The sequence below is a fragment of the Clostridium sp. HCP1S3_C6 genome, assembly GCF_052066735.1.
Taxonomy (GTDB): domain Bacteria; phylum Bacillota; class Clostridia; order Clostridiales; family Clostridiaceae; genus Clostridium.
On the sequence record NZ_JBQHRN010000006.1, the window covers coordinates 1 to 16,527 of the forward strand.

Below are 16,527 nucleotides of genomic sequence, written 5' to 3' on the forward strand. Positions count from 1 at the left end.
CAAATTCTTTTGGTTTATAATTTTTACTCAAATATAATCACCCCTAAATATATTATATTACATTTGATTATATTTGAATATATTTTTAATAACTATTAATAATCTCCTTAAACTTTACTGTTTATTTTATTATACAAAAAAGTTTATGTGAAATAAACAATTTATAGTATACTTATAATATAAAATTAGTGAGGTATATTATGAATAAATATAAAGTAATTGATATTTTAGAACAAGATTATGGATGCGAAGAACTTCCACCAGGTCAAAAAGTATGTGTAGATGTTATTTTAGAAAATATAAAAACTAAAGAAACTCTTAAAATAAGCACACCAGATGATAACCTTTATAAAAAAAATATTGATATTAATTCAATTGTAACTTATGATAACAAGGAACTTAATATAGCATAAGAATATTTAAATCTTATGCTATATTAACTCTAATTTTGATATATTATATTAAGTTTATCTATATAATCAAATCTTTTTATTTCTTTAGCATCTAGATTTTCTTTGTGCATATCAATAGCATTTATACCGCTATTATATGTAGAATAATAATATATTCCCTTTTCTTGACACATACAAGAAGTATATATTGTTATATCATCTAAACCTTCACTTATAACTGCACCCTTAGGCATTGCTACATTATTTAACATATGAAAAAATTGACTTATTCCAGACATTAAATCCTCTGATTTTGAATATTGTGCTTTTAAATATGATATTCTTACAAATCTATCAACACCAGATAAACCTCCTGGTAAACCTTTTGTTCCCATTCCTACTCCTAATGGTTTTAATTCTTTGTCTCCCCATTTTAATGGTTCTGGTTGAATAGGTGTAACTTTCATATACTCATTTAAATTAGTTAAATGCCAGTCAAATGTTGGTGAATTAGTTAAAACTCCAATTGGATTTTTATAAGCCTTTAATCCTTCTTTTGTTTTTTCTATAACTATAGATTTACCCTTTGTATCAGCTACCATCCAATGAAGAGTTGGAAGGGGTGTTTGCTCATTAATTGGAACTGCAACTAATTCTATATTGTTAATTTCATTAAAAACTTCATCTACATCTTTAAAATTTGATAATATCCATAAAATCAAATCATATGGTGCTATATTTTTTTTACCTGGAACTATACTTGCTTCTGCATGAAAATAGCCAGGAAAATTAAGACCTGCACATGATAATCCTTTTTCATTAAATGCATCAGCAAAAGCGGGATAATCATCTATAATACTTGCCATACCAAGTATTGCATATTTATTTTTTCTAATATTGCCAGTTACTCTATCTCTACATTCATAATTTCTAGGCACTAAAGTTACCGCTTGATTAAAAGAATATGCCAAATCCATATTTCTCCCAAATAAATTATATCCATCTTTAGTTTGTAATGTTAATGCTGTACACATTAGTATATCTCCCTTCTTTTATTATTTATATAATAGCTTACCACTTAAATTTATTATTATCCATAATATAATAGTTTATTCATTATTTATATACAAATATTTAATTTACTATAAAAAAACATGCTCATTGTAATACATATTACAAGAAGCATGTTTAAATTTATCGTGTTAAATATCCTTTATATTCACTTGTATGAAGAAGATTGTTAGCATTTTCTATTCTTTCCTTAGTAGGTGGTTCTACACCTTTTAAAGGATAATCAATGCCAAGTTCTTCCCACTTGAAAGTTCCAAGTGTATGGTAAGGAAGTACTTCTACACGATCAACATTTTTTAAAGTTTTAATAAATTCATCAAGCTTTTTAAGTTGTTCATCATTATCACTGCCACCAGGAACAAGTACATGACGAATCCACATAGGCTTATTTATTTCTGATAAATATCTTGCCATATCAAGAATATTTACATTAGTACATCCAGTAAGTATTTTATGCTCTTTATCATTTATTTGTTTTATATCAAGCATTACAAGATCTGTTACCTTCATAAGTTCATTAAACTTACTAAAGAAAGGTTCCTTTCTTGTAAATGGATTTCCCGAAGTATCAAGTGTAGTGTGGATACCCTTTGCTTTTGCTTTGGTAAAGAATTCTATTAAGAAATCTAATTGAAGAAGAGGCTCACCACCGCTTACAGTGATGCCGCCTCCTTTTTTCCAATAAGTCTTATATCTAAGAGCTTGAGAGATAAGTTCATCTGCTGTTTTTATCTCTCCACCTTTCATTTCCCAGGTATCTGGATTGTGACAAAATTGGCATCTCATTTTGCATCCTTTAACAAAGACTACAAAACGAATTCCTGGTCCATCAACAGATCCAAAGCTCTCTATTGAATGAATTCTTCCTTTAATTTTATCCGTATTACATTCTGTCATGGAATGTTCTTGAGATAACATCTAATTGTTGTTCTCTTGTTAAATCTATAAATTTAACTGCATAACCTGATACACGGATAGTAAAGTTAGCATATTCTTCTTTTTCTGGATGTTCCATGGCATCTTTTAATTTTTCAATACCAAATACATTAACATTAAGATGATGTGGTCCTTGATCAAAGTAACCATCTAATACTTGTACAAGTTTATCAACTTGTTCTTCCTTATTATGACCTAATGCACTTGGGTTAATTGTTTGTGTATTTGAAATACCATCTAAAGCCCATTCATAAGGAAGTTTAGCTACAGAGTTTAATGAAGCAAGTAATCCACTCTTTTCAGCACCATAAGATGGGTTAGCACCTGGTGAAAGTGGAGTCCAAGCATCACGACCATCTGGCATATTACCAGTGTACTTACCATATACAACGTTTGATGTAATAGTAAGAATTGATGTTGTAGGTTCTGAATTTCTGTAAGTATGTCTCTTCTTGATCTTGTCAAGGAATGATTGTAATACATATACAGCAATATCATCAGCTCTATCATCATCATTACCGTATCTTGGGAAGTCTCCTTCTATTTCATAATCTACAACTATACCAGCTTCATTACGAACTGTTTTAACTTTTGCATACTTAATTGCAGAAAGTGAATCTACAACATGTGAGAAACCTGCAATACCTGTTGCAAATGTACGTCTTACATCTGTATCTATAAGAGCCATTTCAGCTGCTTCATAGTAGTATTTATCATGCATGTATTGAATTAAGTTTAATACATTTACATAAAGACCAGCTAACCAGTCACTCATTTGTTCATATTTTTGAATTACTTCATCATAATCAAGGTATTCTGATGTTATTCCTTTATATTCTGGTCCAACTTGATCACCAGATTTTTCATCTATACCACCATTTATAGCATAAAGTAAGCATTTAGCAAGGTTAGCTCTAGCTCCGAAGAATTGCATTTCCTTACCAGTTTGAGTTGCAGATACACAACAACAAATTGAATAATCATCGCCCCATACTGGCTTCATAACATCATCATTTTCATATTGTATTGAGCTTGTTTCTACTGAAATCTTAGCTGCATACTTTTTGAAGTTTTCTGGAAGTGCAGAAGAATAGAATACAGTTAAGTTTGGTTCTGGAGCAGGTCCCATGTTTTCTAGTGTGTGAAGAAAACGATAGTCGTTCTTTGTTACCATGTGACGTCCATCAACACCTATACCACCTAATCCAATTGTAACCCATGAAGGATCTCCTGAGAATAATTCGTTGTAAGAAGTTATTCTTGCATACTTAACCATTCTGCATTTCATTGTTAAATGATCTATTAATTCTTGAGCTTCTTGTTCAGTAATAACACCATTATCAAGATCTCTTTGCATATATATATCAAGGAAAGTAGATACACGTCCTATTGACATAGCAGCACCATTTTGTGTTTTTATTGCTGCAAGATATCCAAAGTATAACCATTGAACTGCTTCTTTAGCATTCTTTGCTGGTTGTGAAATATCATAACCATAACTTGCTGCCATTTTCTTCATGTTTTCAAGCGCTCTACGTTGTTCTGTAATTTCTTCTCTTAGACGAATAACATCATCTGTCATAGTTCCATCGCCACAATTAGCGAAATCCTTAGACTTTTCTTCTATTAGGTAATCAATACCATAAAGAGCAACTCTTCTATAGTCACCTACTATACGTCCACGTCCGTAAGTATCAGGAAGTCCTGTAATTATATGACTGTGTCTAGCTTTTTTCATTTCTGGTGTATAAGCATCAAATACTGCTTGGTTGTGTGTCTTATGATATTCAGTAAAAATCTTATGTAATTCTGGATTTGGTTTATATCCATAGTTTTCACAAGATTGTTCAGCCATTTTAATACCACCATATGGCATAAATGCTCTCTTAAGAGGCTTGTCTGTTTGAAGACCAACGATTTTTTCAAGGTCTTTTAAAGATTCATCAATATAACCAGGGCCATAAGCTGTAAGTCCAGAAACAACTTCTGTTTCCATGTCAAGAACTCCACCTTTAGCTCTTTCTTCTTTTTGTAATTCTTGTAATCTTCCCCAAAGTTTATTTGTAGCATCTGTTGGCCCTTCAAGGAAACTTTCATCTCCATCATATGGCTTGTAGTTGTTTTGAATGAAGTCTCTGACATTAATTTCTTCTTTCCAAAGTCTTCCTTCGAAGCCTGCCCATTGTTCTTTTTCTAACATGTACATTCCTCCTTGTATATTTCTATACATATATTTTTCAATTTATGTTTTAATAATTGAGTATTAGCTAATTAAAAAAATTGTAATTTGTTTTATGAAATGCTTAGATGTTTCTTTAAAATTGTAATACTACTTATAAAAAAAACATCTATAAACATATTATCATAAAATAAATAAAAAAGGGTCGTAATGAGTAAATTTATTTAAAAAATTTATAATAAATTATATGCATTTCATAAAAGATGTAGTTCTGTTTGATTTCTCTTCTCAAATGAAATTTTATATCATTTTATAGTCACTGTCAAGATTATCTTGATTCATATATTTTGCATTTTAACATAATATTATTAATACTTTGTTAAATTTATAACATTCTAAAAATATTGTGATTTTTTTTATTATTTGTTAATAAATCTTAGAATAAATTTCCTCTTTTGAAAATAAAATTGCTATAGTTATATTTAAATATGATGATGCTATTAATTTAATTAGGGATGTTTATCCTTATCTTCTTATTAAAAGTAAGAAGATAAGGGCTTAACTTATAATAAATGAATATAAATCAGCAACTTCTAGAAATGGTAGATATAGCAAGGAGATGTTTGAGGCTAAAAAAGGTTTTATGAAAAGTTTATTACAATAAAATAGCTATAAATTGCCAAAGCAATTTATAGCTATTTTTTCTGGTGGAGGCGAGGGGTATCGAACCCCTGTCCGAAAGCAGTTGAATCTGAATTTCTACGGGCGTAGTTTGCATACAAAAGTTCACGCCTAAGTATGCCTACAAACGGGCAACTTATTTGCTAGCTTCATAAATACCCCCTGAGCTCAAAGCTTTGCTCAGCTTCGTTTCCCACTGTTTGACACCTGCAACCCAAGCCGTAGGCAACCTGGACAGATGAGTAGCTTAAATTAAGCTGCTAATGCAAAATTATCTTCTGCGTTTATATTTAATGCATACTTTATTAACGAGGATACATGCTTACCTCGGCTCGCTTATCAGACTCGCCTTACCCCCGTCGAAGCCAAAGCGCCCCCATGTGAGTAAGGAAATCTTTCAAAACAAAAACTTATTTAATTTTGAACTTTCCTAGTACCTCATTATATACTTCATATATTATTATTGTCAATAGAATTTTAAAAACTTATCATTTTAATTGATTTATATTATCAATTAAAATGATATAATAAATATACTATTATTATTGGAGGATTTATATAATGAATAAATATAATATTACATTTTTTATCAGTGATACTGGAAGTTGCTCTTGTGATGATCCTAATCACAATCACGAACATAGTGATGAAGATTCTAGCTATAAAATAGAAGCTAAAATAAAATCTTTTGGTGCCTGGGCTCAAGTTCTTCCTTATTCCTTTGTAGTAAAAACCACATTAACTGCTGATAAAATGTATAATGAAATAAAATCTATAAGCAATCCTAGTGATTTAATTTTTATTAATAAAATTGATTGCTCCGATATTGCCTATAAACATGAAGAACTTTTAGAATGGATAAATAAATAAAAGGAGACTGCTTCTAAGAAATTGATATGCATATCATAATCTTTAAGCAGTCTTTTATATTTTATCTTCTCTTTTTAATACCTAATAATCCAATTATTCCTGATAAAGCTAACAAAAGATTTGATGTATCACCAGTATTTGAAGATGTTGAAGTATTTGATGGTAATTTATTATTATTTTCATTTGTATTTTTATTACTGTCCTCTGAATAATTATCATTTCTATCAAAATTATTTTTATTAGATTCATCATAACCAAGCATCTTATCAGTAGAATTATTTTCTTGAAGTTTATCTGAATTAGAGGTTTTATTTGAATCATCAGATGTATCACTTTCTGAAGAATATCCATAATATTCTTCTGCTTCATATAATATATCTTCAAAATTAGTTAATCCTTTAAATGAATCAATATTATCCTTAACCTTTTGTAAACCTAATTCCTTTATAAGATCCTTTCCAGTATAACTTCCATAAAGATTTATATAATTTAAAATTTCGTCTGCAGTTAAACTATTTATATCTTCATTAGAATACTTTGAAAACAATGCTATAGCTTAAAGTTTCCTTAGAAAAATGTAAACATTTTAATATCTGCACTAGACAAAAACAATAATTTACTGTAAACTAGTTGTTAGTATGAATTTATAAATTAATAAAATTTTTAAATAGCCCAACAATTTTTTTATATACATTTTTACATTTCCACCCAGGATTGTAAAAACGTCAGTTATACTGACAAAAGCTATTATTCTTTGTTTTTATAAGAATAATAGCTTTTTATTTACTAATATTTTATTAACTTTCCCTCTTACTTATAATATTTTTAATAAATATTACTACAGGATAAATTTGAAATAAAGCTATAGTAGTAACAACAAAATCAGGAAGCCCCATAAGACCTGCACCATATGTTGCCAATGCAACTAACATTGCTATCATAGTTGCATTTTGATTTTTTTTCGAAATAATAAAATAAATAACAACTAGCACTTCTGCAACAAATGCATACCTTTCATGCATTTTAGGCAAAAAGTATGTAACTAAAAATATTATTCCAATGCTTAATTCTATTATATCCTCATTGTTAATTTTTTTTCTAGTATATAAAACAATTAAAGCAACAACTGCAAGAAGACACATTGTAAATATTATTCCTGGTTTTATAAGATATACTGCATCTAATGGGAAAAAATTATATATATTAGGGTATCCAAATACTATTTTATAATCATAATTGTTAACTTGAGTAAAATATGCATCAAATACTGATGATATTGGTTTTCCCAGTATTATTGCTGGGATATACAATAGAAAATTAACTATTGGTATCCACAAAAATTTAAAAATAGAAAATTCCTTATTTTTTAAATACAATAATCCATAAACAGGCAATAAAAATATAGCTTGCAATTTAAATGTAATAGCTACTGCATATAAAATAAAGCTTGTATTATATTTTTTCTTTAACATAAAATATAATGAAAAAACTACAAAAGCAGCATAAATAGAATCACATTGAGCCCAAAATGAACTATTTAAAATAACTGTTGGCATAAAAAGTACAGCTGCAAAGGATAATGTTTGATACACTTTCACATTTTCATCATCCTTATAGAACTCATAAGTAATAAGATATGCACCTAATGCCATTACAAAATCAAAGATAATTGATAGTATTTTTATAGAATACAAATATTTAATAGGCAAATAGGTGAAAAATGCTAAAAAATACAAATATACAGCATTATAATCTGCTTCTATACTTACAATGGCTTTAAAACCACCATTTGACTTTAAGTATTCACACCATTTTGACAAAAACATTGTATAATCGCCACTTTCAAATATTAAAAGCGTACTTCTTATTAAAAGTGCAAAAATTGAAATCTTTATAATATTTTTCTTTGTGCTACTTTTTTTCAAATAATCAACCATATAATTAAAAGCTTTTTCCATTAGTATTTTCCCCTCAATTTTATTATAAAAATATCCTATGAAATAAATTTTATTATACTTATTCATAGGATATTTTTAAATATTAACTTCTGTTTCTCATTTTCATTTGTCTGTCAATATCTCTCTTTTGAGCTTTTTCTATAAGGGCATCCCTCTTATCATAATTTTTCTTACCCTTACATACACCAAGAGCCACCTTAACTTTGCTATTTTTAAGATATAATGACAATGGTATTAATGCATAACCATCTCTTTGCACAAGACCCACAAGTCTAAATATTTCGCTTTTATGAAGAAGTAATTTTCTATTTCTCAATGGATCAACATTAAAAATATTTCCTTGATCATAAGGACTAATATGCATTTGCTTTATAAGAACTTCACCATTTTCAATATCTGCATAGCTATCTTTTAAATTACACTTACCAAGTCTTATAGATTTAACTTCAGTACCTACCAAAGCTAAACCTGCTTCTATTGTTTCTTCTATAAAATAATCATGCCTAGCTTTTCTATTTTCAGCTAAGGAATTACTGTTTTTCTTTCTTGCCACTTTGTTATCACCTACTTAGGTTTTTATATATTTAAAATTGTAATAGTAATGTATTACAATTAATTATAATACATTACTATTTAATTATTCAATGTCTTTTTTTAGACTTTCCTTGACTTCTGGAATCTTTTCCTTTAGTTCATTACTTGGTTTTATTTCTTCCCTTTCACTACTATCTTCTACAAGTTCAAAGAATATCTCACGATTTGGAATATCCACACGACTACATTGAACCTTTACCTTGTCACCAAGCTTATATATCTTTCTATTTCTTTCTCCTATTAAGCAAAGATGACTTTCATCATAAATATAATAATCATCATCAAGGGCAGTAATATGAACAAGTCCTTCTATTGTATTAGGAAGTTCTACAAACATACCAAAAGATGTAACTGATGATATTATTCCAGTATATTCTTCTCCAATTCTATCAAGCATATATTCTGCTTTCTTTAAATCATCCACTTCTCTTTCTGCATCCTGTGCTACCCTTTCAGTTTCTGATGATTGCTTTGCTGCATAATCTACTAAATTAGTAAGCTTTTTAACCCTTACATCGTCTAATTTTCCATTTAAATATTCTTTTATAATTCTATGAATTTGAAGGTCTGGGTATCTTCTAATTGGTGATGTAAAATGACAATAATATTCAGCAGCTAACCCAAAATGCCCTACATTTTCAGGAGAATATCTTGCTTGCATCATACTTCTTAAAAGAAGTGTATTTATAACAATTTCTTCATTTTTACCTTTAACTTTTTCTATTATTGATTGAAGTTCTTTTGGATGTACTTCATCTGATAACTTCATAACGTATCCAAGGTTATAAGCAAATTCTTTGAATTTTTGTAATTTTTCTGCATCTGGATTTTCATGAATTCTATAAACAAATGGAACTTTTTTATAAAACATTGCTTCTGCTATGGTTTCATTACATACAAGCATAAATTCTTCAATCATTCTATTGGCAATTTCTCGTGCATAAGGCTTAATTTCAATAGGCTTTCCAAGTTCATTTAAAATAATATTAGCTTCTTGGAACTCAAAATCTATAGCACCTCTTTTTATTCTCTTTTTATAAAGGATATTACAAAGCTCTTCCATAGCCTTAAAATCATCTACAAGATAATCATATCTTTTTATAAGTTCTTCATCATTATCTTTAAGAATTTTTGTAACATCTGTATAAGTCATTCTTTCATTTGTTTTAATAATAGATTCCATTATTTCATGATCTAAAACAGTTCCATTATTATCTATGGTCATAATGCAACTAAGAGCAAGTCTATCTACCTTTGGATTAAGTGAACATATACCATTTGATAGTTTTTTAGGAAGCATTGGTATTACTCTATCTATTAAATAAACAGATGTACCTCTTTTTAAAGCTTCCTTATCTAAAGGATTTTTTTCACGAACATAATGACTAACATCAGCTATATGGACTCCAAGTCTATATCTTCCATTTGGAAGTCTTTCAATTGATACAGCATCATCTAAGTCCTTAGCATCTTCTCCATCAATGGTAACCATTTTTAAATCTCTTAAATCTCTTCTTCTTTTATATTCTTTTTCTTCGATCTCATTTGGAATTGCCTCTGCAAAATTTAAAACTTTAGCTGGAAATTCCTCTGGCAATCCAAACTTTTTAATAATTGTTAATATATCAAGACCTTTATCACCTTTTTTGCCTAATATTTCTGTAACTATTCCTTCAGGACTTCTTCGCTTATCTGGCCACTTTGTAATCTCAACTGTAACTACATCACCATTTTTGGCTCCATTAAAATCCTTTTTATTAATGAATATGTCCTGACTTATTCTTGTGTCATCTACCACAACAAATCCAAAATTTTTGCTATCTTCAAAGGTGCCTACAAATTTTTTGTTTGCCCTTTCTACTATTTTTATTACTTCCCCTTCCCTTTTCCTAGAACCTTTATCTTCTTTTGTAACTTGAACTAATACTTTATCACCATTCATAGCACCATTAATAAAAGAAGCTGGTATAAATACATCTTTTTCTTTTTCATTGTCTGGAATTAAAAAAGCGTATCCCTTTGGATGTGATTGAAGCTTTCCAGATAATAATCCCATTCTTGAAGGAATTGCATATCTTTCCTTCTTGTTTTTAACTATAAGGCCTTCCTTTTCCATAGTTTTTAATGCCTTTTTAAAAGCCTTAAATTCATCTTTATCAATATCAAATATTGCTGCAAGTTCCTGTATATCCATTGGTCTATATGCTTCATCTTTCATAAAACTAATTAGTGTTTGTTTAATTCCCATAATATCAGCCTCCTTTAAATATATATTATAATTATATTGTATCATAAGCCACGTTAAATATTGCACTAATAACAAGAAAATACATAACTTTTATGTAAAATTCACATTAAATTAATATAACATTTTTATTCTTAATTTTCTCCTAATTGTACTATAATATTCAATACAACAAAAATTTAAAAAAAGTCTCAAAGCCATAAAGACCTTGAAACTTTTTTATAAATACTTATTTAATAATTAAGTTTATTAGTATTCCACCAAATTTAACTATTAAAGGTGCAAATACAAGTGATACTATAGTCATTAATTTAATTAATATATTCATAGATGGTCCTGATGTATCCTTAAATGGATCGCCAACAGTGTCTCCAACTACTGCAGCTTTATGAGGCTGACTTCCTTTGCCTCCATGAGCTCCCCCTTCAATATATTTTTTAGCATTATCCCAAGCTCCTCCGGCATTTGCCATCATTATTGCCATAAGAACACCTGTTACAACGCCTCCCCCTATAACTCCTGCTAAAGCTTCAGCTCCTAAGAATAGGCCTACTAAAATAGGTACTACAATAGCAAGAATTCCAGGAAGAATCATTTTTCTAAGAGCTGCCCTTGTAGATATTTCTACGCACCTTGCATAATCTGGTTTTTCCTTGCCCTCAAGTATTCCTTTCTTTTCTTTAAATTGTCTTCTAACTTCCTGAACCATTTCTGTTGCAGCTTCACCAACAGAAGACATTGTAAGTGATGCAAATAAAAATGGAAGCATACCACCTATTAATACACCTATTAATGTTAATGGATTTAATAAATCAATAGTAGATAAATTTACTGCCTGGGCATATGATGCAAAAAGAGCTAATGCTGTTAATGCAGCAGATCCTATTGCAAAGCCTTTTCCTATTGCAGCTGTAGTATTACCAACTGAATCAAGTTTATCTGTAATATCACGTACCTTTGGATCCAAGCCACTCATTTCTGCAATTCCACCTGCATTATCTGCAATTGGTCCATAGGCATCCACAGCTACTGTAATACCTGTTGTAGAAAGCATACCTACAGCGGAAAGAGCAATTCCATATAATCCAATACTAGCATCATTTAATCCACCAACACTATAAAAGGCTATAAATATTCCAATTGCAATTAAAACAACAGGTACTAATGTAGATTTCATTCCTACTGAAAGCCCAGAAATAATATTAGTAGCTGGTCCAGTTTCTGATTCCTTTGCAATATTTTTTACATATTTAAAATCAGAAGATGTATATATTTCTGTAATTTTACCTATTATTAATCCAACTGCAAGACCAGCAATTACTGGTATAAACAATGTAAAACTACCAAACATATAATAGCATAATGCACCACCAAAAATAACAACCATTATTCCAGATACTAAGCTTCCAAGATTTAATGCTTTTTGAGGATTATCACCAGAAAAACATTTCACAATTACTATACCTATAATTGATGCTACAATTCCTATTGATGATAATAAAAGTGGGTAAATAGCTCCCTCTTCACTAGATACTGCTGATAATACACTGCCTAAAGTAATAGCTGAGATTATAGATCCTACATATGATTCAAAAAGATCTGCCCCCATTCCAGCTACATCACCAACATTGTCACCAACATTATCTGCAATAACTGCAGGATTTCTAGGGTCATCTTCTGGTATTCCAGCTTCGACCTTACCAACAAGATCGGCACCAACATCTGCTGCCTTTGTATATATACCTCCACCAACTCTTGCAAATAGTGCAATTGAAGAAGCTCCAAGTCCAAATCCTGTAATATATTCAGCATTTAGATTAAAAAGAAGTGAAAAGATTCCAAGTCCAAGAAGTCCAAGTCCCACAACACAAAGTCCCATTACAGTACCACCAGAAAAAGCTACAGAAAGAGCAGGTTTTATGCCTTTTTTTGCAGCCTGTGCTGTTCTTACATTTGCCTTTACAGCTATTCTCATACCACAATAACCTGCAATAATTGAAAAGGCTGAACCAACTATAAATGAAACAGCTGTTTTAATATTAAGGAATATTGCAATAAGGGCAAATACAGCAACTATGAATACCAAAAGATATGAATATTCTTTCTTTAAAAATGCCATTGCCCCTTCTTCAATATGCTTTGATATTTCTTTCATTTTGCCATTTCCTTCATCTTTCTTTAAAACATCAAAGCCAATAAAAGTAGTAATAAGTAATGCTAAGATTCCACAACCCATAGGTATTAATAATAATTTCATAGTCTCCATCCCCTTTACCCTTTAATAAACATTAGTATCATATTAATATGATATTAAAATGATAAGTAATAAATTATAGATTTTAAAATTTCACCTATAATTATTTAGAAAAAGTGTACTATAAACTAAAATGTAGAATCTAATAAAGCTTAAAGAACAATTTTACTTTGAAGCTTTATTTATATGAATTTCTGGAAATATAATTTTCAGAAAATTCAATCAAATTTATTTAAAAAAATAAACAGCTATTACATAAAGAATAGCTGTAAATTTCTATAATTATTTAACTAAATTTAGTGCTATGGCTACAACTGCGAATAATATCATTGAAATGACAGTTAATCTTTCAAGCATAACTTCTTTAGTTCTTGATTTATTTTTTGAATAGAATGAATCGTTATTGCTTCCTTGAATCAAACCACTTAATGCATCTGATTTACTTGGTTGCATTAACACAGATACTATAACTACTAATCCAATAATTATTTCTACAACTAAAAGTGCAGTTCTCATGGGACACCTCCTGCTACTATGAGCATCTTACAAATTTTATACCTAAAGTGTATCATAATCCGTCATAAATTTCAATATTATTCCTTTGATTTAATTATTATTTAATAAAAAAGCGCCAAGGCGCTTTTTTTACTAATTATTTCTTAAGGCTCTCATTGAATTAAGTACTGCAATAAGAGTAACTCCTACATCGGCAAAAACTCCAAGCCACATATTAGCATATCCAAAAGTACTTAATATAAGAACTCCAACTTTTACTACAAGTGCAAACACAATATTTTGCCATAGTATTCCTGTTGTTTTTCTGCCTATTTTTATAGCATCTTTTAAAGCTAAAGGATCATCTCGCATTAAAACAACATCAGCAGCTTCAATAGCAGCATCAGATCCAATGCCTCCCATAGCAACTCCAATATCGGCTCTTGCAAGTACTGGTGCATCATTTATTCCATCACCTACAAATACAAGCTTATCATTTTTTTCTTCTTCATTTAATAATTTTTCTACTTTTTCAACTTTATCTGCTGGTAAAAGTTCTGAATATACACTATCAATACCAATATCTTTAGCTACCTTTTCTGCAACATTTTTGCTATCACCAGTAAGCATAATTGTTCTCTTTACACCTAATTGTTTTAATGATTTTATTGCTTCTTTAGATGTTTCTTTTATTTCATCTGAAATTATTATATAGCCCTTAAACTCATTATTAACAGCAACATAAACTATTGTTCCTATAGTTTCTTCAGATTCAAATTTAATGTTGTTACTACTCATAAGTTTACTATTACCTAAAAGTATATTTTTATCTTCAATTTGAACACTTATACCATTACCTGATATTTCTTTATAATTTTTAATAATGTCTTTGTCAATTTCCTTATGATAATATTGAACTATAGATTTTGCAATAGGGTGATTAGAAAAACTTTCTCCCATAGCTGCAAGTCTTATAAGTTCATCTTCTGAAATATTTACAGCCTTTACTTTTACTACATTAAATGTTCCCTTTGTTAAAGTTCCAGTTTTATCAAATACAACTGTATCAACATCTTTTAAAAGTTCTACAAAGTTACCACCCTTTATTAAAACTCCTTTTTTAGATGCTCCACCAATTCCTGCAAATAAACCAAGAGGAATTGAAATAACAAGAGCACATGGGCATGAAACTACAAGAAATACTAATGCTCTGTAAAGCCAATCACTAAATTCTGCACCACTTATAAAAATAGTTGGAATTACTGCAAGTAAAACTGCAAGTGCTACTACTGTAGGTGTATAAACTTTTGCAAATTTTGTTATAAATTTTTCAGTTTTAGCTTTCTTACTTCCTGCATTTTCTACAAGTTCTAATATTCTAGCTACTGTTGATTCTCCATAAGCTTTAGTTACTTTTATTTTTAACAATCCTGAAATATTTATACTACCAGATAAAACTTCGTCATTAGTAGCAGCATTTCTTGGAACAGTTTCACCTGTTAATGCTGATGTATCAAGAGATGATTCTCCTTCTATTATAATACCATCTAAAGGAACTCTTTCGCCTGGTCTAACTACTATAATATCATCAATATCAACATCTTCTGGGGATACTTTTTTTTCTTTATCATTTACTAAAATATTAGCATAATCAGCTTTTATATCCATAAGAGATGATATTGATTTTCTTGATTTATTAACAGCGTAATCTTGAAACATTTCACCTATTTGATAAAATATCATTACTGCAACTGCTTCTGGATATTCTTTTATAGAAAAAGCTCCAATAGTAGCTACTGCCATAAGAAAGTTTTCATCAAAAATTTCACCTCTAAATATATTTTTTAATGCAGCTAATATTACTTCAAATCCAACTAAAGCATAACTTACTAAAAATAATACTACTCCATAAGATTTATCTTGAAAAAATATAACAGCCAATAAGTAAATTGCGATACCTACAAATAAAGGAATATTTTCTTTAAATATATTTTCCTTTTTTTCCTCTTTTGGAGTTTCTATTTTTCTTGGTTCTATTTCTTTTAAATTGTTAATTTTAGCATGACCTTCTTTAAGATTAGCATGCTTAATTTTTGTATTTTTATATTCTGATACAACTACATCTGGTTCTAATGAATTTACAATTTCTTTTACCTTTGTTTTTACATTTTCTGAATCAAAGCCGTCTTTTATATCTATTGCTATATATTGAACTGCAAAATTTAATGATGCTTCTTTTACTTCTTCTAAATCATTAACTTTTCTTTCTATCTTTGCTGCACAATTAGGGCAATCAAGACCTTTTAATGATAATTTTATCTTGTTTGTTTCCATAAACTCATCTCCTCTATTCAGTAATATGGTTCAATCCTTCATCAAATATGTGCTTAATATGATCATCATCTAACGAATAATAAATAACTTTTCCATCTCTTCTATATCTTACAAGTCTAGCATTTTTTAATGTTCTTAATTGGTGAGAAATAGCAGATTGGCTAATACCTAAAAGGGCTGATAAATCACACACACACATTTCTGACTCAAAAAGTGCACATATAATTTTAATTCTTGTGGAATCTCCAAAAACTTTAAAAAGTTCAGCTAAATCATAAAGAATTTCTTCTTTGGGTAATAAGTCTTTTACCCTATTTACAATATCATCATGTATAATATTACAATTGCATTTTTCAATTGTTTCATTAGTATTTTTCTTATATAAATTTTTATTCATTTTATCACCGCCTTATATTAACATATGAACAATTGTTCATATGTTAATATAAGTATATGAAATTTATTATTATTTGTCAACTAAATTTCAAATTTTTTGTATAAAAAAAGCTTCTTAAGAA

The 16,527-nt window shown here is 29.1% G+C and carries 13 protein-coding genes and 1 other RNA gene; 2 read left to right on the top strand and 12 right to left on the bottom strand.

What is annotated here, in order from left to right; all coding sequences use genetic code 11:
- Positions 1–200 precede the first annotated feature (200 nt).
- A complete protein-coding gene (locus ACTNAO_RS03355) occupies positions 201–413 on the top strand; it encodes a hypothetical protein (protein WP_441026172.1) in 213 nt (70 codons plus the stop codon).
- 29 nt (positions 414–442) lie between these two features.
- On the opposite strand, the gene bsh is transcribed toward ACTNAO_RS03355, so the two are convergent.
- The 4 genes from bsh to ssrA all read right to left on the bottom strand — a co-directional run bounded on the left by bsh (position 443) and on the right by ssrA (position 5,637).
- Positions 443–1,426 (bottom strand): choloylglycine hydrolase, encoded by a 984-nt coding sequence (gene bsh, locus ACTNAO_RS03360; RefSeq protein WP_441026174.1) that lies wholly within the window; start codon positions 1,424–1,426, stop codon positions 443–445.
- Positions 1,427–1,586: 160 nt separating this feature from the next.
- Entirely contained in the window at positions 1,587–2,381 is a 795-nt protein-coding gene (gene pflA / locus ACTNAO_RS03365) for a pyruvate formate-lyase-activating protein (RefSeq protein WP_441026176.1), read from the bottom strand.
- The gene (gene pflB / locus ACTNAO_RS03370; protein ID WP_441026178.1) at positions 2,347–4,599 is read right to left on the bottom strand and encodes a formate C-acetyltransferase; all 2,253 of its coding nucleotides are present in this window, start codon (positions 4,597–4,599) and stop codon (positions 2,347–2,349) included. The genes pflA and pflB overlap by 35 nt, the downstream gene beginning before the upstream one ends.
- Positions 4,600–5,283: 684 nt before the next feature.
- Positions 5,284–5,637: a transfer-messenger RNA gene (gene ssrA / locus ACTNAO_RS03375) on the bottom strand.
- A 183-nt stretch (positions 5,638–5,820) separates the two neighbouring features.
- Between ssrA and ACTNAO_RS03380 the strand changes: the two genes are divergently transcribed.
- Entirely contained in the window at positions 5,821–6,129 is a 309-nt protein-coding gene (locus tag ACTNAO_RS03380) for a hypothetical protein (RefSeq protein WP_441026180.1), read from the top strand.
- A gap of 61 nt (positions 6,130–6,190) precedes the next feature.
- On the opposite strand, the gene ACTNAO_RS03385 is transcribed toward ACTNAO_RS03380, so the two are convergent.
- The 8 genes from ACTNAO_RS03385 to ACTNAO_RS03420 form a co-directional block, all read right to left on the bottom strand.
- Entirely contained in the window at positions 6,191–6,676 is a 486-nt protein-coding gene (locus ACTNAO_RS03385; protein ID WP_441026181.1) for a hypothetical protein, read from the bottom strand.
- Positions 6,677–6,926: 250 nt separating this feature from the next.
- Positions 6,927–8,087, bottom strand: a complete 1,161-nt coding sequence (locus tag ACTNAO_RS03390; protein WP_441026183.1) for a hypothetical protein — start codon at positions 8,085–8,087, stop codon at positions 6,927–6,929.
- 82 nt (positions 8,088–8,169) lie between these two features.
- Positions 8,170–8,640 carry an SsrA-binding protein SmpB gene (smpB, locus tag ACTNAO_RS03395; RefSeq protein WP_441026185.1) on the bottom strand — a complete coding sequence of 157 codons (471 nt, stop codon included), beginning with the start codon at positions 8,638–8,640 and terminating at the stop codon, positions 8,170–8,172.
- 84 nt (positions 8,641–8,724) lie between these two features.
- Positions 8,725–10,929 carry a ribonuclease R gene (gene rnr / locus ACTNAO_RS03400; RefSeq protein ID WP_441026187.1) on the bottom strand — a complete coding sequence of 735 codons (2,205 nt, stop codon included), beginning with the start codon at positions 10,927–10,929 and terminating at the stop codon, positions 8,725–8,727.
- A 226-nt stretch (positions 10,930–11,155) separates the two neighbouring features.
- Positions 11,156–13,183: a sodium-translocating pyrophosphatase gene (locus ACTNAO_RS03405; RefSeq protein ID WP_441026189.1), complete on the bottom strand. Its 2,028-nt coding sequence runs from the start codon at positions 13,181–13,183 to the stop codon at positions 11,156–11,158.
- Positions 13,184–13,462: 279 nt separating this feature from the next.
- Positions 13,463–13,696, bottom strand: coding sequence for a preprotein translocase subunit SecG (gene secG / locus ACTNAO_RS03410; protein ID WP_441026191.1), 234 nt, complete (start codon positions 13,694–13,696; stop codon positions 13,463–13,465).
- 132 nt (positions 13,697–13,828) lie between these two features.
- Complete coding sequence (locus tag ACTNAO_RS03415) at positions 13,829–16,009, bottom strand: heavy metal translocating P-type ATPase (RefSeq protein ID WP_441026192.1); 2,181 nt, start codon at positions 16,007–16,009, stop codon at positions 13,829–13,831.
- A 13-nt stretch (positions 16,010–16,022) separates the two neighbouring features.
- A complete protein-coding gene (locus tag ACTNAO_RS03420) occupies positions 16,023–16,406 on the bottom strand; it encodes an ArsR/SmtB family transcription factor (RefSeq protein ID WP_441026194.1) in 384 nt (127 codons plus the stop codon).
- Positions 16,407–16,527 lie beyond the last annotated feature (121 nt).